This is a genomic window from Kineosporia mesophila, from assembly GCF_021129235.1.
Lineage (GTDB): Bacteria > Actinomycetota > Actinomycetes > Actinomycetales > Kineosporiaceae > Kineosporia > Kineosporia mesophila.
This window is the reverse complement of the sequence record NZ_JAJOMA010000001.1, coordinates 1-19,867: the sequence shown is the minus strand read 5'-3', so window position 1 is coordinate 19,867 and position 19,867 is coordinate 1. Positions and strand designations below refer to the sequence as shown.

Annotated in this window: 20 protein-coding genes and 1 tRNA gene; 10 read left to right on the top strand and 11 right to left on the bottom strand. The window is 69.7% G+C overall.

What is annotated here, in order from left to right; translation table 11 throughout:
- Nucleotides 1-117: 117 nt before the first annotated feature.
- From hisG to LR393_RS00085, 5 genes are all read right to left on the bottom strand, one after another.
- Nucleotides 118-1,131 (bottom strand): ATP phosphoribosyltransferase, encoded by a 1,014-nt coding sequence (gene hisG, locus LR393_RS00105; protein ID WP_231480757.1) that lies wholly within the window; start codon nt 1,129-1,131, stop codon nt 118-120.
- A complete protein-coding gene (gene hisS, locus LR393_RS00100) occupies nt 1,128-2,624 on the bottom strand; it encodes a histidine--tRNA ligase (protein ID WP_231480756.1) in 1,497 nt (498 codons plus the stop codon). The genes hisG and hisS overlap by 4 nt, the downstream gene beginning before the upstream one ends.
- Nucleotides 2,625-2,695: 71 nt before the next feature.
- A tRNA-His gene (locus LR393_RS00095) sits at nt 2,696-2,766 on the bottom strand.
- A gap of 114 nt (nt 2,767-2,880) precedes the next feature.
- Nucleotides 2,881-3,603 carry a M15 family metallopeptidase gene (locus tag LR393_RS00090; protein WP_231480755.1) on the bottom strand — a complete coding sequence of 241 codons (723 nt, stop codon included), beginning with the start codon at nt 3,601-3,603 and terminating at the stop codon, nt 2,881-2,883.
- Between the two features lie 465 nt (nt 3,604-4,068).
- Nucleotides 4,069-5,094, bottom strand: coding sequence for an LLM class flavin-dependent oxidoreductase (locus LR393_RS00085; RefSeq protein WP_231480754.1), 1,026 nt, complete (start codon nt 5,092-5,094; stop codon nt 4,069-4,071).
- A 191-nt stretch (nt 5,095-5,285) separates the two neighbouring features.
- Between LR393_RS00085 and LR393_RS00080 the strand changes: the two genes are divergently transcribed.
- Nucleotides 5,286-5,969, top strand: a complete 684-nt coding sequence (locus LR393_RS00080) for a hypothetical protein (protein WP_231480753.1) — start codon at nt 5,286-5,288, stop codon at nt 5,967-5,969.
- 85 nt (nt 5,970-6,054) lie between these two features.
- On the opposite strand, the gene LR393_RS00075 is transcribed toward LR393_RS00080, so the two are convergent.
- Nucleotides 6,055-7,536, bottom strand: coding sequence for an MFS transporter (locus LR393_RS00075; protein WP_231480752.1), 1,482 nt, complete (start codon nt 7,534-7,536; stop codon nt 6,055-6,057).
- A gap of 130 nt (nt 7,537-7,666) precedes the next feature.
- Here LR393_RS00075 and LR393_RS00070 point away from each other — a divergent pair, with 130 nt between their 5' ends.
- Complete coding sequence (locus tag LR393_RS00070; protein WP_231480751.1) at nt 7,667-8,377, top strand: AIM24 family protein; 711 nt, start codon at nt 7,667-7,669, stop codon at nt 8,375-8,377.
- Nucleotides 8,378-8,753: 376 nt separating this feature from the next.
- Here LR393_RS00070 and LR393_RS00065 read toward each other — a convergent pair whose 3' ends face one another.
- A complete protein-coding gene (locus LR393_RS00065; RefSeq protein WP_231480750.1) occupies nt 8,754-9,395 on the bottom strand; it encodes an alpha/beta hydrolase in 642 nt (213 codons plus the stop codon).
- A 183-nt stretch (nt 9,396-9,578) separates the two neighbouring features.
- On the opposite strand from LR393_RS00065, the gene LR393_RS00060 reads away from it, so the two are divergent.
- Nucleotides 9,579-9,791 carry a prevent-host-death protein gene (locus LR393_RS00060; RefSeq protein ID WP_407937283.1) on the top strand — a complete coding sequence of 71 codons (213 nt, stop codon included), beginning with the start codon at nt 9,579-9,581 and terminating at the stop codon, nt 9,789-9,791.
- Between the two features lie 355 nt (nt 9,792-10,146).
- On the opposite strand, the gene LR393_RS00055 is transcribed toward LR393_RS00060, so the two are convergent.
- Complete coding sequence (locus tag LR393_RS00055; protein WP_231480748.1) at nt 10,147-11,055, bottom strand: acyl-CoA thioesterase; 909 nt, start codon at nt 11,053-11,055, stop codon at nt 10,147-10,149.
- Nucleotides 11,056-11,121: 66 nt separating this feature from the next.
- On the opposite strand from LR393_RS00055, the gene LR393_RS00050 reads away from it, so the two are divergent.
- The 3 genes from LR393_RS00050 to LR393_RS00040 all read left to right on the top strand — a co-directional run bounded on the left by LR393_RS00050 (nt 11,122) and on the right by LR393_RS00040 (nt 13,076).
- Nucleotides 11,122-11,988: a DUF4253 domain-containing protein gene (locus LR393_RS00050; RefSeq protein ID WP_231480747.1), complete on the top strand. Its 867-nt coding sequence runs from the start codon at nt 11,122-11,124 to the stop codon at nt 11,986-11,988.
- Between the two features lie 112 nt (nt 11,989-12,100).
- Nucleotides 12,101-12,835, top strand: a complete 735-nt coding sequence (locus LR393_RS00045; protein WP_231480746.1) for an SDR family oxidoreductase — start codon at nt 12,101-12,103, stop codon at nt 12,833-12,835.
- Between the two features lie 34 nt (nt 12,836-12,869).
- Nucleotides 12,870-13,076, top strand: coding sequence for a tautomerase family protein (locus tag LR393_RS00040; protein ID WP_231480745.1), 207 nt, complete (start codon nt 12,870-12,872; stop codon nt 13,074-13,076).
- Between the two features lie 77 nt (nt 13,077-13,153).
- Here LR393_RS00040 and LR393_RS00035 read toward each other — a convergent pair whose 3' ends face one another.
- A complete protein-coding gene (locus tag LR393_RS00035; RefSeq protein WP_231480744.1) occupies nt 13,154-14,332 on the bottom strand; it encodes an aminotransferase class I/II-fold pyridoxal phosphate-dependent enzyme in 1,179 nt (392 codons plus the stop codon).
- A 126-nt stretch (nt 14,333-14,458) separates the two neighbouring features.
- Between LR393_RS00035 and LR393_RS00030 the strand changes: the two genes are divergently transcribed.
- The 4 genes from LR393_RS00030 to LR393_RS00015 are packed head-to-tail and all read left to right on the top strand — an operon-like array spanning nt 14,459 to nt 17,888.
- Nucleotides 14,459-15,151: an ABC transporter ATP-binding protein gene (locus tag LR393_RS00030; protein ID WP_231480743.1), complete on the top strand. Its 693-nt coding sequence runs from the start codon at nt 14,459-14,461 to the stop codon at nt 15,149-15,151.
- The gene (locus tag LR393_RS00025) at nt 15,148-16,707 is read left to right on the top strand and encodes a DUF6297 family protein (protein WP_231480742.1); all 1,560 of its coding nucleotides are present in this window, start codon (nt 15,148-15,150) and stop codon (nt 16,705-16,707) included. The genes LR393_RS00030 and LR393_RS00025 overlap by 4 nt, the downstream gene beginning before the upstream one ends.
- Nucleotides 16,704-17,384, top strand: coding sequence for an SMI1/KNR4 family protein (locus tag LR393_RS00020; RefSeq protein WP_231480741.1), 681 nt, complete (start codon nt 16,704-16,706; stop codon nt 17,382-17,384). Before LR393_RS00025 ends, LR393_RS00020 begins: the two co-directional genes overlap by 4 nt.
- A 33-nt stretch (nt 17,385-17,417) precedes the next feature.
- Complete coding sequence (locus tag LR393_RS00015; protein WP_231480740.1) at nt 17,418-17,888, top strand: hypothetical protein; 471 nt, start codon at nt 17,418-17,420, stop codon at nt 17,886-17,888.
- Between the two features lie 96 nt (nt 17,889-17,984).
- Here LR393_RS00015 and LR393_RS00010 read toward each other — a convergent pair whose 3' ends face one another.
- Nucleotides 17,985-18,275: a hypothetical protein gene (locus LR393_RS00010; protein ID WP_231480739.1), complete on the bottom strand. Its 291-nt coding sequence runs from the start codon at nt 18,273-18,275 to the stop codon at nt 17,985-17,987.
- A gap of 263 nt (nt 18,276-18,538) precedes the next feature.
- On the bottom strand, nt 18,539-19,867 hold a 1,329-nt coding region (locus tag LR393_RS00005; protein WP_269326440.1), incomplete at its 5' end, for a carboxyltransferase domain-containing protein.

Here is a 19,867-nt window from a genome sequence, read left to right as displayed (position 1 = left end):
AAACCCACCCCTTGTTCGTGATCAGGCAAAACCTCCCCAGTGTTCTAGAACTCCTGGTTGGAAAGTTCTAGAACTCCGGGGAGGTTTTGCATGATCACGGAGGAGTGCGTGGGGGGCCTAGGCCAGGCCGGTTCCCGGGGCCACGGGGGCCAGGGGGAGGCTGGCGCTGGCGTTACGGGCTTCCGCCGCCGCCTTCGAGGTCGCGTCGGCCTCGTGGCTGTAGTAGATCGACATCGGCGAGACCCAGGCATCGGTCGCGCCGGCGGCGATCACCGCGGGCAGGGCGTAGGGCACGGAGGCGCGGGGCAGCGTGACGGTGGCGGTGAAGCCCTGTCCGTTGACGGCATCGGACGCCGAGACCACTCTGGCGTCGGGTCCGAGGATCTCTTCCAGGGACAGGGGTTTGTCGGCCACCACGCGCAGCTCGACCACGTCGTTGGCCCGCAGCGCGCCGCGGATCAGGTGCGAGACGGCGTCGAGCTTGTTCCGCTTCCACTCGTCGTCACGGTAGATCTTGCGGCTGACGAAGAACTGGTTGGTCGAGCTGAACACCTCCGCGACCTCACGAAGATGGTTGGCCCGCAGCGAGTTACCGGTCTCCACGCCCTCGATGATGGCGTCGGCGAAGTATTCCGCCTTGGCCTCGGTGGCGCCCCAGGAGAACTCCACGTGCGCGTCGACACCCTGGCGGGCCAGCCACATCCGGGAGATCCGGGTGAGCTCGGTGGAGATGACGAACGGGTCGCCGGTCAGACGACGGCGGTCGCACTCGGCGCGCAGGTCTTCCACGGTCTTGATGGACGACGACTGCGGTACCGCGAGCACCCAGCGGATCGGGCGCGAGGTCTGCCGGGAGAAGGGCAGTTCCGCCTTCACCGCGATGTCCTGCAGCACGTCCTGCTCGACGATCCAGTCGCGGCCCGACAGACCCGCGTCCAGACGGCCGGACTTCACGTAGATGGGGATCTCCTGCGGCTTCAGCAGGACCGGCACGATCTCCGGGTCGTTCGAGCTCAGCCACAGCGTGCGCGAGCCGCCGGTGAACTGCAGCCCGACCCGCTCGAAGATGCCCAGCGTGCTCTGCTGGAGGCTGCCCTTGGGGATGCCGAGGGTGATCTGCCGGTCGCTCATGCCTTCTCCTCCAGGGTGTCGCCCAGGATCTCCCGGACGGTCGCCGTCAGATCGGCGCGCGGAACGGTCATCTGCCCGGCCGACCTGGCCGCGCGGTACTCGCTGTTGTCGGCGATGGCGGCCCGGGACTCGGCCCCGGCCTGCAGGTTCTTCACCGTGACGGTGCCGTCCTGGACCTCGTTGCCACCGATCATCACGGCCGCCCGGAAGCCCTGGGCGTTGGCGTAGGCCAGCTGCTTGCCCACCTTGCCCACCGACTCACCGACGTAGAGCTCGGTGTTGACGCCGGCCGCGCGCAGTTCCGCCGCCACCCGGGTGGCCTCGGCCGGCTCGACCTTGGGCATCACCAGCACCACGACGTCGGCCGTGGTGCGGGCCGTACCGAACTCCACGCCCAGGTTGGCCAGGCCGGTCACCAGCCGGTCGATTCCGATGGAGACACCCACCGCGGCCACCGGGTCGTCGCTGAAGCGGCTGACCAGCCCGTCGTAGCGGCCACCGCCACCGACCGAGCCGACCCCGGCGCCGACCAGCGTGGCCTCGTAGACCGTGCCGGTGTAGTACGCCAGACCACGGGCCAGGCTCGGGTCGAGCTGCACACTGGCCTCGCTCACCCCGAGCGCGTCCAGGTGGGACAGGAACTCACGCACCTCAGCCACGGCGGACTGGGCCTGGTCCGTGGCCGGCAGCAGGGCCTCGAGCGCGTCGAGCGTCTCGCTGCGGGTGTCCTTGCCGATGCCCACGAAGACCAGCAGCGCGTCGATCAGGTCGCCCGCCAGCCCGACACCCCGGATCCGGTCGCCGGAGACGTCGAAGCGCCCCTCCCCCAGTTCGGCGCGCAGCGCCTCGGGGCTGATCTTGTCGGCCTTGTCGAGCACGCGCAGCACGTGCCGGGCCGTCTCGAAGTCCTCGATACCCACCCCGGCGAGGAACGCGTCCACCAATTTGCGGTTGTTCACCCGCACGAAGTAACCGGTGGAACCCTCCAGGCCGAGGGAGTCGAAGGCCGCGCTCATCACCGCGACGATCTCGGCGTCGGCAGCCACCGTGGAGCTGCCGGCGATGTCGGCGTCGAGCTGCGTGAACTGCCGGAACCGGCCCTGCTCGGGCTGCGGGTCGTCGGCGCGGAAGACCGGGCCCACGTGGTAGCGGCGGAACGGCAGCTTGATCTGCTGCGGGGCGTACTGCGCGATGATGCGGGCGAACGGCACGGTCAGGTCGAACCGCATACCGACCTCGACGGGGGCGGCTTCGCCCTCGGCGACAACGGGTTTCGTGTTCTCCCGAACCACGAAGATCTGCTTGTCGGCCTCTTCGCCACCACTACCGAGCAGCGTGGGCAGGCTCTCCAGCACCGGGGTGTCCAGCGGTACGAATCCGTAGGACTGGTAGACCCGGGTGATGCGGGCCACGACCTCGTTGCGGAGAAGCATCTCCTCGGGCAGCAGGTCACGGAATCCACGGAGATTCTGCGGACGGACCAGGCCGGTCATCGTTGTGCCTTCTTCCTCATGAGCTGGGGAGGTAGCCCGGCGCACGAAGAGACCGACGAACGATCTACTTGTACCGGGAGGGGGTATCGAACCCCCGCCTCCTGATCCACAATCAGGTGCTCTACCACTGAGCTATCCCGGCTCGCCGAGTAGATTAGCAGAGCATCGGCCGGGGTATGAACCACGGCCTTCCCGGACGGCCCCCGGCCGGTCCGGATCACGCTTTCGACGCACCCGTAGGAGCTTTCAGGGCGCATCAGAGAGCCAGGTCGGCGTCGGGGTCGACCTTCTGCGCATCCGCGAACGAGACCTGGTCGTACAGCGCCCCGGGCCGGCGGTAGTAGCGCGCCCACTCCTTGTCGCCGTACGAAAAGTGCCACCACTCGCCGTCGAAGGGCGCGAAGCCGGCCGCCATCATCGCCCGGCGCAACAACTGCCGGTATTCCCAGGCGTCCCGGGAGACGAACGGCGAGAAGGTGAAGGCGTCGCGGTCGGCCTGCATCACCGGGGTGCCCATGTCGACCGGCTCCCCGTCGCGCAGCAGCTCAACCGCCACCGCGCCGCCCGTCGGATAACCCGCCACCGACGGCACCGCGACGTGCCGGTGGGCCGCCTCGGTCAGCTCGTTCTCGTCCGGATACTGCTGCCGCAGAGATTCTTTCGCCTCATCGAACAGCCGGGTCTGCACCTCCAGCGCACGGAAGCCGTAGACCACGCGGAGCGTCAGTGAGCGGTCGAGGCTCTTCAGTTCCTGACCGGCCGCGTAGAGCATGTCGACCACCGGGCGGCGCACGTAGATGGCCCGGCCGGTGAGTTCACTCATCTCCGCGTCGATGTGCTCGACCCGCAGCACCCCCTGCTGCGGAACCGCCTCGAAGAGAACGACCTCGTCCACCTCGATCACCGGAACCTCGGCGTAGTCGGCGTACTTCAGCATCTTCTCTTCGAGCAGCTGGTAAACGTCTTCCCGGGTTCCCACGTGGGCACCTTCCTGATTCTGCGCAGTTCTGGCATCGATGTGCCCACCGACGGCCCATTTTCATGGCCTGGAGGGTGGACGCGTCCGGGCCCACCGGTCTCGGGCACGCGAAAGGCGCGTTGTGGCCACGAGAGTGGTGTGACAGGAGCGAGGGGCAGGGCGCCGATCGGTGTGGGCTCACCCGTTTCAGGCCGTCAGACCTGGTTCAGCGGGAGCCAGCACCCACCGGCGAGATATGGACGCCGTGATGGGCATGCCCATGATGCACATGAGCGCCGGCCACCGGGCGAGCGGGCACGACGACGGCAGCCGACACGAAGGTCAGCGCGCGAGTCGAGAAGATGCCCATGATGTGCGGCAATTTAGCAATGCGGGTGAGGTGCTGGCAAATGGTGGACGCGTGCCAGCCCCCCTTTCGGGGGTGGCCCTCGGTGCCCAGGTGGGCACCGGGGCTCGTCCTCGTCCTTAATGACCCAGCTCGGCCCGTACCAGAGGTGCGACCTGCGTGCCCAGCAGCTCGATCGCCCGCAGCACTTGTTCGTGCGGCAGGGTGCCCACGCTGATGTGCAGCATGAAGCGCTGCACGCCGAGCACGCGGTGCACCTCGACGATCTTCTCGGCCACCTCTTGGGGCGAGCCCAGCACCAGCGAGCCGCCCCGTCCCCGGAGGTTGTTGAACTGGTTGCGGGTCATGGCGCCCCAGCCGCGCTCGCGGCCCAGCACCGTCATCGCCTGTGCGTAGGAGGGGTAGTACTCGTCCACGGCCTGCTCGGTCGTCGGGGCCACGTAGCCGTGCATGTGCACCGCGAGCGGAGCGTCGTCCGGCTCGAAACCGGACTCCTTGATCGCGTGCCGGTGCAACTGGGCCAGCGGACCGAACTGGGCGGGCCGGCCGCCGATGATCGCGAGCGCGACGGGAAGGCCGTACGCGGCGGCGCGCACGATCGACTGCGGGGTGCCGCCGACCCCGATCCAGACGGGCAGCTTGCGTTCGGGGCGCGGGAACACGCCCTGCTCGTGCAGCGCCGGGCGGAACCGGCCCCGCCAGGTGACCTGCTCCTCGCGGGTGAGCTCGACCAGCAGGTCGAGCTTCTCGCCGAAGAGGTCGTCGTAGTCCTCCAGGTCGTAGCCGAACAGCGGGAACGACTCGATGAACGAACCGCGGCCGGCGATGATCTCGGCGCGGCCGGAGGAGATCAGGTCGAGGGTGGTGAACTGCTGCCAGACGCGGACCGGGTCTTCCGAGGAGAGCACGGTGACGGCGCTGGTCAGGTTGATCTTCCCGGTCTTCCCGGCGGCGGCCGCGAGAACGATCGCCGGGGCACTCGCGGCGAAGTCGGCGCGGTGATGCTCGCCGATGCCGTAGACGTCCAGACCGGCCTGTTCGGCGGCCACCGCCTCCTCGACCACCTGGCGCAGCCGCACCCCGTGCGGGGTCGGCACGCCGTTCACCGGATAGGCGTCGGCGAAGGTGGTGATGCCCAGTTCCATCGGACGTCCTCATTTGGTTGAGCGCGCAACTGATAGGTCTTCGAGGGTATCGGTTCGGCTCTGCGGGGTGATTGCTGAGGAGTAATTGAGGACGCCCGTGGTCACCTGTTTCGGGTGAGGCTGGCCTGGTCAGCGATGAGAGGGGCAAGTTTGTCGGTGCCAACCAATAGGCTCTGTCATGTGATGGAACGATGAGCAAAGCAGACGCCCTGCGGGCCATGCGTGAGGCGCGGTTCGCGCGATACGCCCAGCAGAAGAAGGAAGAGGCGAAGGCTGCGAAGCCGGCGCGCCCGGCCGCTTCTGCGCCCAGCGTGTCCGCGGAGCCGATCGAGCTGTTCGAGCAGGAGCCGGCCAAGCCCGCCAAGAAGACCGCTGCGAAGCGCGGGCGGGGCAAGGCGGCGAAGGCGGTCGCGGCCGAGCCGGCTGTGACCGGGGCGGTCGTGACCGAGCCGGCTGTGACCGGGGCGGTCGCGGCCGAGCCGGCTGTGACCGGGGCGGTCGCGGCCGAGCCGGCTGTGACCGGGGCGGTCGCGGCCGAGGCTGGTGCGACCGATTCCGCTGCGACCGACTCGGCTGCGACCGAACCGGCTGAGGCTGAGACCGGTGTCACGCAGACGGCCGAGGTCGAGCCGACTGCGGTGACCGAGCTGACTGTCGTGGCTGACGCCGACGCTGACACCGCCGGGGCCGAGCCCGTTGCGCAGGCGAGCCCGGCCGAGGCCAAGGTCATCGACCTGCGCCCGGTCGAAGCCGCCGAGGCCGCTGCCGCCGAGGAAGAAGAGCCCGAGGAAGAGCTGTGCGGGCACCGCAGCATGAACGGCCGCATCTGCACCCGGGCCAAGGGGCACAGCCAGAAGAGCCACCGGTACGGCTGAACGACGGATGCGGCCTGAGGAGTGACTCTCGAGGAGCCGCATCCGCCGTCCAGCCTGCTGAGGGGGTGAGGGTGCCTGACCGGTTCTACGACTGGTTCTGCGGTGCCTTCGCCGCCGAGAGCGGGGAGGCGATGTCTTCCAGCGTGCGGTTCTCCGCGTCCACCCCGATGAACCACTCCAGCACGCCCGCGGCGAACATCAGCCCGGCCCCCAGGTAGTACCCGCCCGCCACGGCGCCGAAGCTCTCGGTCTCGACGAGCTTGCCGAAGAGCAGCGGCCCGATGATGCCGCCGAGCCCGGTGCCCACGGCGTAGAAGAAGGCGATGGCCATGGCGCGGGTCTCCATCGGGAAGATCTCGCTCACCGTCAGGTAGGCCGCGCTGGCCCCGGCCGAGGCGAAGAAGAACACCACGCTCCACGCGACAGTCAGCGTGGTGGCACTGAAAACCTCTTGCTGGAACAGGATTGCGGTGACCACCAGGAACACCGAGCTGAGCACGTAGCTCAGGGTGATCATGGTGCGGCGGCCGATCGTGTCGAACAGCGGCCCCAGCAGGATCGGCCCGAGGAAGTTCCCCAGCGCCAGCGGGATGATGTAGAGCCCCGCCGTGCCCGAGCCGATGTCGAAGAACGTGGTCAGCACCAGGCCCTGGGTGAAGAACACCGCGTTGTAGAGAAACGCCTGGCCGACGAAGAGGCCCAGCCCCAGGGCGGAACGCTGCGGGTACGACCGGATCATCGTGCGGATGATCTCGAAGACCTTCACCGGGCCGCGCTCGTGGATCTCGATGCTCTTGTCGTCGGCCACCGGTGCGAGTTCGAGCTTGTCCTGGTGCTCGACGATGTGCTCGATGTCGGCGACAACCTTCTCGGCCTCTTCGTGCTGGCCGTGAATCGTCATCCAGCGCGGGCTTTCGGGCACGTTGCGGCGCACCAGCAAGATCACCAGGCCGAGCACGGCGCCCAGGCCGAATGCGAGCCGCCAGCCGATGTCGGCCGGGAGGATGTCGGTGTCCAGCAGCACCAGGGTGAGGGCCGCGCCGACGGCGGCGCCCAGCCAGTACGAGCCGTTGATCATCAGGTCGATGCGGCCTCGCAGGCGGGCGGGCATCAGCTCGTCGATCGCCGAGTTGATCGCGGCGTACTCACCACCGATACCGGCCCCGGTGAAGAACCGGCAGACGAAGAAGAACAGCGGGTTCATCGAGAACGCCGTGAGCACCGTGGCGACCAGGTACAGGCCGAGGGTGATCATGAACAGCTTTCGCCGGCCCCACTTCTCGGTGAGCTGGCCGAAGAAGAGCGCGCCCAGGCAGGCGCCCGCCACGTAGATCGCCGCGGCCTGGCCGATCTGCCCGGCCGAGAGTTGCAGGCCGCTGCCCGCCTCGGTCAGCCGGTCGCCGAGCGCACCGACGATGGTGACCTCGAGACCGTCGAGGATCCAGACCGTGCCGAGCCCGATGAGTACGGTGATGTGCCAGCTCGACCAGGGCAGCCGGTCGAGCCGTGCGGGGAGATTGCTCCGCAGGACACGTCCGTCCCCCGGAGTCTGCTGCTGCGTCGTCACAGAATGACCTTGAACCCGGTTCTGGGGACCTGCATGTCGACCTGTCGCCGGTCCGTCCCGGAAAGTTCCCGGTTCCGCAACGCTCGTTGATCACACCCCCGATCGCCCGCACCCCCTCTACCCTGGGCTTATGCAAAGCAGCTTGTTCCACGAGTCGAATCTCGAGATCAACGGCCAGAACCGGTTCGCGCTGCAGAACTCGCAGATGCTGCGGGTGGCGCTCGGTCCTGACGTGCTCGCGACCAAGGGGGCGATGGTCGCGTTCCAGGGGCAGATCAGCTTCAACCACGAGGGGTCCGGCAGCGTCGGCAAGTTCCTCAAGAAGGTGCTCACCAATGAGGACCTGCCGCTCATGCGGGTCAGCGGCCAGGGTGAGGTCTTCTTCGCCAACGAGGCCGGTTACGTGCATCTCGTCGAGCTGACCGGCGACGCCCTCAGCGTCAACGGGCAGAACCTCATCGCCTTCGACGCCAGCCTGAGCTGGGACATCAAGCGGGTGCAGGGCGCCGGCATGATGGCCGGCGGCCTGTTCAACACGGTGCTCTCCGGGCAGGGCACCGCCGCACTCGTCTCCGTCGGCCAGCCCGTCGTGCTGGACTGCTCGCAGCAGCCCACCTATGTCGACGTGCAGGCGGCCGTCGCATGGTCGGCGAACCTGGTGCCGAACATCGTCTCCAGCATGAACATGCGCTCGATGCTGCGCGGCGGCACCGGCGAGGCGTTCCAGTACGCCTTCCACGGGCCGGGTTTCGTGATCGTCCAGCCCAGCGAGTGGAGCGCCGCCGCACAGCAGGCCCAGTCGGCCGGGGGCGGCGGCGGTCTGGGTGGCTTGTTCAGCTGAGTTCCACCGGGAACTCATGATCACGGGCGTGAGGCCGCCCGGCCACCCCACCACGAGCCGGCCACCCCACCACGGTCCAGCCACCCCACCACGAGCTGGTCCCCCCACCACGGTCCGGTCACCCCGCCACAGGCCGGTCACCCCACCACGAGCCGGTCACCCCAGCACGAGCCGGTCACCTCACCAGCAGCGCTTGGTCTCGGCGACCGGCCGGCGGCGAAGGCCCCTGGCCGTTGTGTACACCTGGTACATCCGGTACCGGATGTACCAGGTGTACACAACGAGGACTGCTCGTCTCCCGGGCCGGATGATGCCGACCTCCCTCACGTACCCGGCACATCCCGTCAGCCACCGACCCGGGCGACCACGACGTCCTTCATCGACCGACTGAGAACCGCTCTCCCAGCCAGGTGCGCAGGTCCTCGAGCACCGGCATCGAGATGCCGTGCCCGCCCGGCGCCCGGAGGGCGTGCACGAGGGCGCCGGAGCCGTCGGTCAGGTACTGCCAGGTGCGGTCGAGCAGCTCGCGCGGGATGACCCCGTCGTCGAGCCCCTGACCGACGAAAACCGGCAGCCCGGCGAGATGGTCGGCATCCACCGGCACTCCGGCGTCGAACGGGAGGGTGCCGTAGAGGATGGCCGCACCGGCGAAATGCTGCGGCCGGTCGAGGATCAGGCCACCCGCGAACGCCGCCCCGCCGGAGAACCCGACCAGGTACACCGGGCGCTCCCCCGCGAAGGGATCGAGCCAGGCAGTGAACCAGTCCATGGTCTCGCGCAGCGACTCGGCCCGCGGCCGCCCGATCCCCCGGTTGGCGAACCAGGCGTAGCCCCCACCCTCGGCGATCGGCGCCCGGACGGCCACGTACTGCGCCCCCTCCGGCAGGTGCCCGGCCAGGCCGATGATGTCCGCCTCGTTCGAGCCCCGCCCGTGCAGCAGAACCACCAGCGGACGCCCGGCGTCACCGTCCGGCCCGGCCTTCGCGACGACCGGGTCCGGGAAGTTTTTGTTGAGCATTCAAATAGATTACCGCACCCGTCCGAGAGGACCGAGAGCCGAACGGCGGATCGCCTCGACCCGCGCATCCAACAGACCACTGGCCATGAACCCGCGGCACGAAGTGGCACACGGTGCCACCGTTATACCGTGAGCATTCATGAGATCACACAACGCGATCTTCGATCCCGTTCCAGGGAGATCATGGATGCCGTCGAGCACGGCGAGACATTCATCGTCACGCGAGACGGACACCAGATCGGCGAACTGATCCCCCTGTGGCGACGGCGTAGATTCGTCTCAAGGCAGGAGTTCGCCGCAATGTCCCGCAATTCGCCGGCCATCGATCTGGATGCCTTCCGCGCCGACCAAGACGCTGCAGCAGACCATGGCGCCGGTGGCGCATATGAGGACTGACAGCCGCCCGCAGGGCCTTATCGACACCAGCATCCTCATTCTCCGCGCTTGGCTCGCGCCAACCGAACTGCCTGTTGAGATGGCCATCAGCTCCGTGACTCTCGCCGAACTGTCAGCCGGGCCGCACGAGGTTCGCAGTAATAGCGAACAGCACTCTTACGACGAGCGGGCGCGGCGCATGGAGATCCTTCAGCGCGCCGAGAGCGAATTCGACCCGATTCCATTTGATGCCGAGGCTGCGCCCAGACGACTTCAAGGGCCTGGAGCGATTGCTCGACATCGTGGCCGTGGCCCGTCCGATCCTTCCGCCTGAGACGAAAGGCTGATTTCCGGCAAGGACCACCTCAGCGACCTCTCATGGCCGTGTCACCCGTCGCGGCCGGCGGGCGCCGGTCGGGTTCTTGCGGAAGAGGGATTCCTGGGCCAGGCCGGCGACCAGCCGGCCGTCCGCAGAGAAGATGCGCCCGGAGTACATGCCCCGGCCCGCCGCGAGGGAGTGGCCGGTCAGGTCCATGAGCACCCAGTCGTTCATGTCGACCGGGCGGTGGAACCAGATGGCGTGGTCGAGGCTGGTCAGCAGGGTGTCGGGCGAGGGGACGGCCAGGGTGGACAGGCCGGTCAGGACGTCTGACAGGTAGGTCAGGACGCAGGCGTGCAGGTGCGGGTCGTCGGGGATCCGGATCTGCGGGCGGGCCCAGACCCGGGACGGGCGCGCGTCCGGCCGCCGCTCCCCCGGCAGGGCCGGCTCCCACCAGGGTTCGGCGTTCCGGCGGCCCGGAAGACCGCCCGGGGCCTCGAAGAAGTCGATGCCGATCGTGCCCGCGCGCAGCCCGGTCGTGTCCGGACCGGGGAGGGGTTCGTCGGGCATCTTCCCGGCCTGCACGTCGGGGCCGTCCTCCGGCACGTGGAACGACGCCGCCAGGTTGAAGATCACCTGACCTCCCTGCCGCGCCACCACCCGGCGGGCCGAGTACGAACGCCCGTCCCGGTCGCGATGAACCTCGAACACCACCGGGCGCCCGGGATCTCCGGGGCGCAGGAAGTATCCGTGCAGCGAGTGCACCCCACGATCGGCCGTGACGGTGAGACCCGCCGCCCGCAGGGTCTGGGCGGCAACCTGGCCCCCGAAGAGGCCGTACGGATCGGGGTGGAGCACGCTCGTGCGGTAGAGGTCGGTGTCGAGCTCTTCCAGGGTGAGCAGATCCAGCAGGGTGAGTGCGGTGATGGCTACCTCCCGATGACGAATGCACCGGAGCGTACCCACGGGCGGAGGGTGGCCCCACCCCGCCGGCGGGTGATCGCCGGGCCTCGGCAGGGAGAGGATCGTCCGGTGCTGAATCAACCTGACGAGATCATGGCCGCGTTCCGGGGAACAGCCCTGGACGGGATGGCCGTCGAGCCGGTGCCGGACTGCGATGTGCTGGTGGTGCAGTGGCCGGAACCCGGTGACGTGCTCACCGGCTGGAGGGCGGCGCGGGACGTGATGGCCGTGACCGGACGGCGCCCGGTCGCGGTCTCCGACGAGCACGACGGCGAGCTCTGGTTCCCCGAGGTCGAGCCGGCCGACCTGGCCCGGATCGAGACGGCCGCCTTCTCACTGGACCCGTGGCCCGGGATGTACGGGTGGAACAGCGACGAACCCGTGGAGACCGTCGATCTGGAGACCGTCTCGTACGTGCTGGGCTTCGGGCCGACCGGGCCGGAATGGGATCCCGACGCCCTGGCCCGTGAGCTCCTGCCCGGCATTCCGGCGCCGACCACCTGGAACGCATTGAACCGCCACCTCCTCGACCAGATCTGGGACGACCCGGAACGGCTTGCGCAGCTACGTCACCCCGGCGGGAAGGAGACTTCCGGGGCGCTGGGCTGGTACGTCCCCGATCGCGTGCAGCTGGCCCTGCTCCCCACGACCAGCGCCTGGTCGCCGATGGCCTGGCTGGACTACTTCGGTGAGGACGATCCTCGGGTTCTGGCGGCCTGCCTGCAGCAATGGCATCAGGCCTGGGGCGCCGAGCTCGTGGCGTCATGGGGAACCATGCTCCAGTTCGTCAGCACCCGGCGTCCGCGCTTCGGGCCGGAGGCCTGGACCCTCGCGCGGCAGCAGCTGGCCCTGGGAGGCAGCCTCCAGATACCCCCGATGACGCTCGCCTGGGACCTGGCCCACACCGACGCCTGGTTCCTGCACGACCGACCCTGAGCGGGCGATTCACTGATACGAATCCGGGGTAGCAGTGAATCAACATCACTGCTACCTTTCTTTCGTATCGCCGTTACGAACATGTCGCGGCAGTGATTCCTGGAGGAGATCCATGAGCCAGCAACGCGTAGCAGTCGTCACCGGAGCCAGCCGGGGCATCGGCCGGCAGATCGCCGTCACCCTGGCTGCCCAGGGGCAGGCCGTCGTCGTCGGGTACGCGGGCCGGGCCGATGCCGCCGCCGAGGTGGTGCAGGAGATCACCGCGGCTGGCGGCCGGGCGGTGGCCGTGCAGGCCGATGTCGCCGACGAGCACGCGGTCGCGGCGATGTTCGACACGGCGGAGAGCGAGTTCGGCGGGGTCGACGTGGTGGTCAACTCGGCCGGGCGCATGGTTCTCACCACGATCGCCGAGCTCAACCTCGATGATCTGGATGCCATGCACCGCACCAACATTCGCGGCACCTTCGTCGTCCTGCGGGAGGCGGCGCGACGCGTCCGCGCGGGCGGCGCGGTGGTCACGCTGTCGACCTCGGTGGTCGGGCTCCAGTTCCCCACCTACGGCGGCTACGCGGCCAGCAAGGGCGCGGTCGAGTCGACCACCCTGATCCTGGCCCGCGAGCTGCGCGGGCGTGACATCACGGTCAACACGGTGGCCCCCGGCCCGACGGCGACCGAGCTGTTCCTCGAGGGCAAAGACCAGCCCACGATCGACCACCTGGCCAAGCAGCCTCCGCTGGAGCGTCTGGGCACGCCGGAAGACATCGCGAACGTGGTGGTGTTCCTGGCCGGGCCGGGCGGGCGCTGGGTCAACGGCCAGGTGCTCCGCGCCAACGGCGGAATCATCTAAATCCTCACCGAAAAAACCAATCTCAAGGAGAATCATGCCTTTCGCGAACCTGAAGGTCCCCGCCGGAACCCTCACCCCCGAGTCGAAGAAGATCCTCATCGACGCCGTCACCGATGCCTACGGCAAGGTCTACGGCGATCAGGCCCGGCAGAACGCCCTCGTCATCGTCGAGGAGGTGGCCGACGGCGGTTGGGGTCTGGGCGGTAACGTCCTGACGGCCGAGATGCTCGGGCGCCACTGATACCCGCTGCGCCGTGACGGGTACTGCACGGGCAGCCGCCCTCGGTGATCCGGTTCACCAGGGCGGCGCCCCGGCTCTCAGAGTCTGAGGGCCGCCGTGAATTCCGCCAGGCGGGAGAGGCCCTGCTCCAGCTCGGCGACCGAGGCCGAATAGGAGAGCCGCACGTAGCGGTCGGCCCCTCCGGGGCCGAAATCCTTTCCGGGGGTGAGGGCTACGTGCTTCTCCGTCAGGGCCCGCTCGCAGAAGTCCCAGGCGCTCAGACCGGTTCCGCTCACGTCGAAGTAGACGTAGAAGGCGCCGTCGGGCAGTACCGGTACGGGCAGGCCGGCCGTCGCCAGGCCGGCCAGCACCACGGCCCGGCGGCGCTCGAACTCCTCGCGCCGGTCCTCGGCCACCTGCAGCGACTGGGGCGTGAAGCATTCCAGGGCCGCGAACTGGGCCGGGGTGGAGGAGCAGATGTAGTAGTTCTGCGCCAGACGTTCCATCACCGGCACGAATTCGTCCGGCACCACGCACCAGCCGAGTCGCCACCCGGTCATGCCGAAATACTTGGAGAAGCTGTTGATGACGAAGGCGTCCGGGTCGACAGACAGCACGCTGGCCGGGGCCCGGCCCGCCGCGTCCCGGGTGCCGAGGTTCAGGTAGATCTCGTCCACGATGCGCCAGGCGTCGCGCGAGCGGGCGAAGTCGCAGATGTCACGCAGTTCGGCGGTCTCGATAGAGGTGCCGGTCGGGTTCGAGGGAGTGGCGATCATGATGCCGCGGGTGTCGTCGGCCCAGTGCTTCTTCACCGCGGGCAGGTCCAGCTGGAACCGGGACTCGGGCGTGGTGGGCACCAGAATGACGTCGGCGCCGAAGCTTTCGGCGAACTGGCGGTTGCACGGGTAGGACGGGTCGCTGATCAGCACCTTGTCACCGGCGTCGACGAGGGCGGCGCTCACCAGTAGCAGGGCGGCCGAGGCGCCGGCGGTGACGATGATGCGGCGGGGGTCGACCTCGACGTCGTGCTCCTGGCGGTAGAAGCCGGCGATCGCCTCGCGCAGTTCCAGGAGGCCGGTGGCCCCGGTGTAGGGAAGGGGACGGCCGTCGGCGACCTTCTGCAACGCGCTCAGCACGGCCGGGGGTGCCCCGAAGTCCGGCTCGCCCAGGTTCAGCTTCACCACGTGACGGCCCTGGGCCTCAAGGGCCTGCGCCCGCTTGGCGAACTCCATCGCGTAGAAGGGCTGGACGGCCTGGGCACGCTGCGACGCTCTCACCCAGTCAGCATAAGGAGCGCCCGGCGAAACGACACGAAGGTCATATTCGGGGGTGCGCGCCGGGGCCCGGGGTGGAGCGGGCATGATGCGGCAGGAACTTTGGCTGGGCGCACACGTGGAGGCACGATGTCAGGGGCGGTCGCAGCTCTGCTGGAAGTAGAAGACCTCGAGGTCGGGTACGGGCTTCCGGTCTGCCCACCGATCACGCTGACCCTGGCGCCGGGCGACGTGGTGGCCGTGGTCGGGGCCAACGGCTCGGGCAAGTCCACGCTGCTGCGCACGGTGGTCGGGTTGCTGGCGCCGCTGGGCGGGCAGATGAATCTGCTGGGGTCCGGCCTGGACGAGCGCAGCAGCACGTTCCGGGCAGCGGTGGCCTCCGAACTGGGCGACGAGGCGTTCTTCCCCAGCCTGACCGTGCGCGAGCATCTGATGCTGACCTGCTTCGGCCATGGGGTGGACGACCCGGTCAGCGTGACCAACTATCAGCTGGACGCTTTCGGCCTCACCGAGCGGGCCGAGGCGATGCCGGGGGCCCTGAGCTCCGGGCAACGCCGACGTCTTCTGCTCGCGGCCACGTTCGCCCGGCCGCGCGCCCTGATGATCCTCGACGAGCCCGAGCAGCGCCTCGACGCCGCCATCCGCGACGCCCTGGCCGGCTGGCTGGTCGAGGAACGCTCCGAAGGGGGCGGCGTCCTGATGGCCACGCACGACCCCCAGCTGGTCACCATCGCGGCGACGAAGGTCGTGGCGATCTCCGACACCGAGGTCCGGGTGGTGGATCCCGAGCGCGGGGCCGCGATCATCCGGAACGAGCTTTGAGCCCGGCCCTGCCCACCGGCGGCCAGGTCCGCCGGGTTACCCGCGACGCCAGCAACTACCACTCCGAGACCAAGCTCACCGACGTGCTGGGCGACGTCTACGTCGGGGTTTTCGCCGTCGCGATGGCCGCGACGATGGTCTTCTCCCTGAGCACCCGGCTCGCCCCGGGCGAGGGCCCGTTCCGCCAGGCCGCCCAGGACGGACCGGGTCTGGCGGTCGGCTGGATCGCCGTGCTGCCCGCGATCGCCGCCGTCGCGGCCTTCGTCGGGCTGGTCACGCGGCTCGGGCCGCTGTCCCTGTCCGGGGCCGAGAGCACCTGGTGGCTACCGCTGCCCGTCGACCGGCGCTCGCTGCTGCGGCCCGCCGCCTACCGGTGGCCGGGGATCGGCCTGGTGGTCGGCGCGGTGTGCGGAGCGGCCATCTCGTTCGCCATGCCCGCCGGGCCGGCCGCCATGGCCGGAACGACCGCCCTGTTCGCCGCTCTCACGGTGACCCTGGTGATCACGGCCGGGCGGTTGCAGAGCCGCCCCACCGCGCACCGTGCGATCCGGGTGGCCGCCGACCTGGTGACCGCCGGCGTCCCCTTGTTCGGCATTCTCATGGCCCTTTCGCGCACGGCCCCACCCGGCACCACGTGGATCGCCCTGCCGGTCGCCGTGGTGCTGCTCGTCGTCGCGATCGGGCTGGCCGTCAGCTGGGACCGGCGTCTCGGCGACGTGCACGCCGTGAGCCTGCGGCACAGCGGGGCGGTGACGGACGAGGCTCTGGTCGCGGTGCTCTCCCTGGACACCCGGGCACTGGGACGCGCGCTGGCGGTCCGCACGGAATCGCCCCGCCGGGCCCGCTCCTCGACGATGCGGTGGCTGACACGCGTCCCCCGGGCCTGGAGGCCGCAGGCCGCCCTGATCACCTCGGACGTGCTGCTCTTCCTGCGCACGCCGCGCCAGCCCGTGCAGGTGCTCGTGGCCCTGGGCCTGCCCGTCCTCGGGCTGCTGGTGCCCGACCCGGGCCCGGCCAGCACGATCGTGCTCCTGCTGATCGGTGCCTACCTGGCCTCGCTGGCCACCGTCGAGGGTGCTCGCCGGGCCCAGATCAGTCCCGGGCTGGACGCGGCGTTCCCGATCGGCCAGCGCGACGTGCGCCTGACCCGGATGGCCCTGCCGATCGTGGTGATGGAGTTCTGGTTCATCGTCATCACCGCGGTCCTGGGCTGGCGCTTCGGCGATCCGGCCTGGTGGGTCCTGCTCGGCATGCTGTCGGCCCCGGCCTGGGCCGCCGCCGCGGTCCGGGGCGCGTACCGGCCGAACGCGACCTTCGGCGGCCCGACCATCACCTCACCGATGGGCGCCCTGCCGCCGGGTCTGGCCTCGTCGGCCGTGAAGGGCCCGGACATCGCGGTGATCGGCAGTGTGCCGATCGTGGTGGCGCTCATCCTCGGCTCCACGCATCCGGAACTGCTGTCGCTCCAGGTACTGCTCAGCGGCATCGCCGTGGCCGTGGCGCTCCACCAGAAGACCGAGAACCCGGAAGAAGCCAATCCGAGAGAGAAGCCGTGACCGACATCCTCCCTCCCGACGCACACGTGCAGGATGCCTGGACCGCCCTGCTCGACGCCCTGGCCCGCGCCGGCTACGCCGTGGACGAGCTGGCCCGGCCCGGCGCCTCCCCGGCCCAGATCGGCACGGCCCAGGAGACCGTCGGCCGGACCCTGCCCGCCGACCTGGCCGGCCTCTACCAGCTGAACGACGGCCAGACGAACTACGCCGACCTGGCCGACGAGGACGCGGGTCGTGAGCGCGGCCGCTGGGTCGGCCCGGTCTTCGGTGACGGCTGGACCTTCGACCCGATCGGCGAACTGGCCGACACCTGGACCCATCTGGAGAACATCCGGGCGCACTTCAAGCCGGGCGAGATGGCCCAGGAGCTCGACCGGGCGGTCACCGTGCGCGGGGACGACCCGGTGATGGGCGTGTACAGCTCGCCGGACTGGATCCCCTTCGCCTCGGACGGGGGCGGCAACTTCCTCGCCGCCGACCTGGCGCCCCGTCCCGGCGGCACCGTCGGGCAGGTCATCGTGATCGGCCGCGACGAGGACCTGCGCCGGGTGATCGCGCCCGGCATCGTCGAACTGCTGCGGCTGTGCGTGGAACGGCTCGGTGACCTCGACCCGGAGCAGGCCGATCCGGAGGAACTCGCGGAGGGTGTGCTGCTCTACGACCTCGAATTTAGTTGAGAACGGTTCTCATTCCATCTAGAGTGCTCAGTCATGAGCAGGGAACGCAAGCCCCGGCGTCCCGGCGACCACCTGGCCGGCCGGCCCGTGCCGCACCGCGAGCACCTGCGCGAACGGGAGACCGTGGGCCCGGTGGTCGCCGCCTGCACCGGGCCCCGTTGTGCGGCACTGTGCCGAATGGCGGGCACCGGCACACCGGCCGACGCCCTGAACCCCGGCCTGCGGGACGCCACCCGTCGCACACCGGGCGGCATCCTGGTCTCCACCGGCTGCCTGGGCCGGTGCGACCTCGGCGCGGTGATCCTGGTGGCCTGGCGGTTCCGCTCCCCCGTGCCGGTCGCCCTGGCCGGCATGCACGAGCCGGCCCGGCTCACGGCGCTCACCGACTGGCTGCCCGGGCCCGGCCCTCGCCGGGCCCTGTTCGAACGGGTGCTCCCCGTCGGTGAACTCGCCGACGCGGCGGCCGAGGCCGCCGGACCCCAGCTCATCCCACCCGGCCCGTGACGGCCGGCACCTCCCGACCAGAAGGCGTTCGTCACCGGGTTCGGCACGGGTGAGGTCATCGCGCGCTGGGTGAGCGGAATGCCCGCCCCGGCTCTTCTACGCCGAGCGCGGCCGCGCCTCGCGCCACGCCAGGAACCGCGCGATCACGGCCCGATGCCCACCCCCGAAGGCGAACTCGTCGAGCAGCCGGGCGGCCGCCTCACCCCGCACCACGTCGGCCGCCGGGATCCAGGCCGAGTAGAGCCGGACACCCCGCCGCGCCGCCCAGGTGATGCGCACGGAATCTCCCGACCAGGCCTGCACCGCCGCCGGAACCACGGTCAGCACCTCACCGCTGTCGCCCCGCAACAGCGCCAGCACGGGAACGGCCTCCGGCGGCGTGCGCACCCGCTCGAAGGGATCACTAGGAAGACTCTGACGGACGGCTCGGGACTGCATCGGTCGCACGTAGCACCACCCCCGCAATTGGCGTGCCGGACACGCCGATTCTATCGAACATCCGTTCGAACAACCATGGCCCCACCCATTCCTCCGTGATCATGCAAAACCTCCCCGACGTTCTAGAACTCTCGCTCAAGGAGTTCTAGAACTCTGGGGAGGTTTTGCATGATCACGGAAGGTTTGCTGAGGTTGTTGCGCCTCCGCGAGGGTCAGGCTGGGGCTGCTGACGCCAGGACCACCAGGGCGTCGCCCGGGGCCACCTGGGCTCCGGACACAGCGGGGACCTCGTGCACCACGCCGGCCGCGGTCGCCTGCACCGAGGCCTCCATCTTCATCGCCTCGAGCACCACCACGTCCTGCCCCGCCTCGACCACGTCCCCCGGCTTGACCAGCACCTTCCACACGTTGGCGACGAAGGGGGCGTCCACCCGGGAACCGCCCGGGGGCACCACCACCTCGACCGGCGACGGCACCACCGCGGCCGCCGCCCGTTCAGCCCGGTCGAACTCGCCCGCCGCTTCCCAGGCCCGGCGCTCCGCCTCGAACGCCCCGGCCTGCACCTCGCGGAAGGCCGCGATCGAATCGGCGTTCTCGGCCAGGAACCGCTCGTGCTCGGCCAGGGAGAAGCTGCCCTCGGTGATGTCCGGGGTGCTGCGCCCGGCGGCCAGGTCGGCGCGCAGGTCGAGCAGTTCCTCGGGCGACACCGGGTACCAGCTGATCCGGTCGAAGAAGTCCAGAAGCCACGGGTTCCGGCCGGGTTCGGGATAGGTGCGCCAGACCTGGGTGGTGCGCCCGACGAACTGGTAGCCGCCCGGGCCCTCCATCCCGTAGATGCACAGGTAGGCGCCGCCGATGCCGACGGAGTTCTCCGCGGTCCAGGTGCGGGCCGGGTTGTACTTGGTGGTGACCAGGCGGTGCCGCGGGTCGAGCGGGGTGGCGACGGGGGCACCGAGGTACACGTCACCCAGCCCGAGCACCAGGTACTCGGCGTCGAAGACGGTGCGGTAGACGTCGTCCGGGGTGTCGAGACCGTTGATCCGGCGGATGAACTCGATGTTCCAGGGACACCACGGGGCATCGTCGCGCACACCGGCCATGTACCGCTCGACAGCCAGCCGGGTCGCCGGGTCGTCCCAGCTCAGCGGCAGCCGCACGCGACGGCTGGGCACCACCAGGTCACTCGAGGACGGCAGCTCACCCTCCACCTCGGCCAGGATCCCGAGCAGACGCGGCACCGGCAGGACGTCCGGGTCGACATGCACCTGGAGGCTGCGAATTCCGGGGGTCAGGTCGACGACACCCCGCAGATCGAGTTCGGCCAGCCGCCGGTACAACGCGTGCACCCGCGCCCGCAGGCCCAGATCCAGCACGATCGGCCCGTATTCGACCAGGACGTTGTCGTCACCGCTGCGGCGGTAGGTCACCTCGGGGGTGGCGCCTGCGGCGGGGAGACGCTTGAGGACGCCGTCCTCCCCCGCCGCTGTCGGCAAGACTTTCGTCCGGGGCACGAAGGACACGGTGTCCCCCCGGCGCCACTG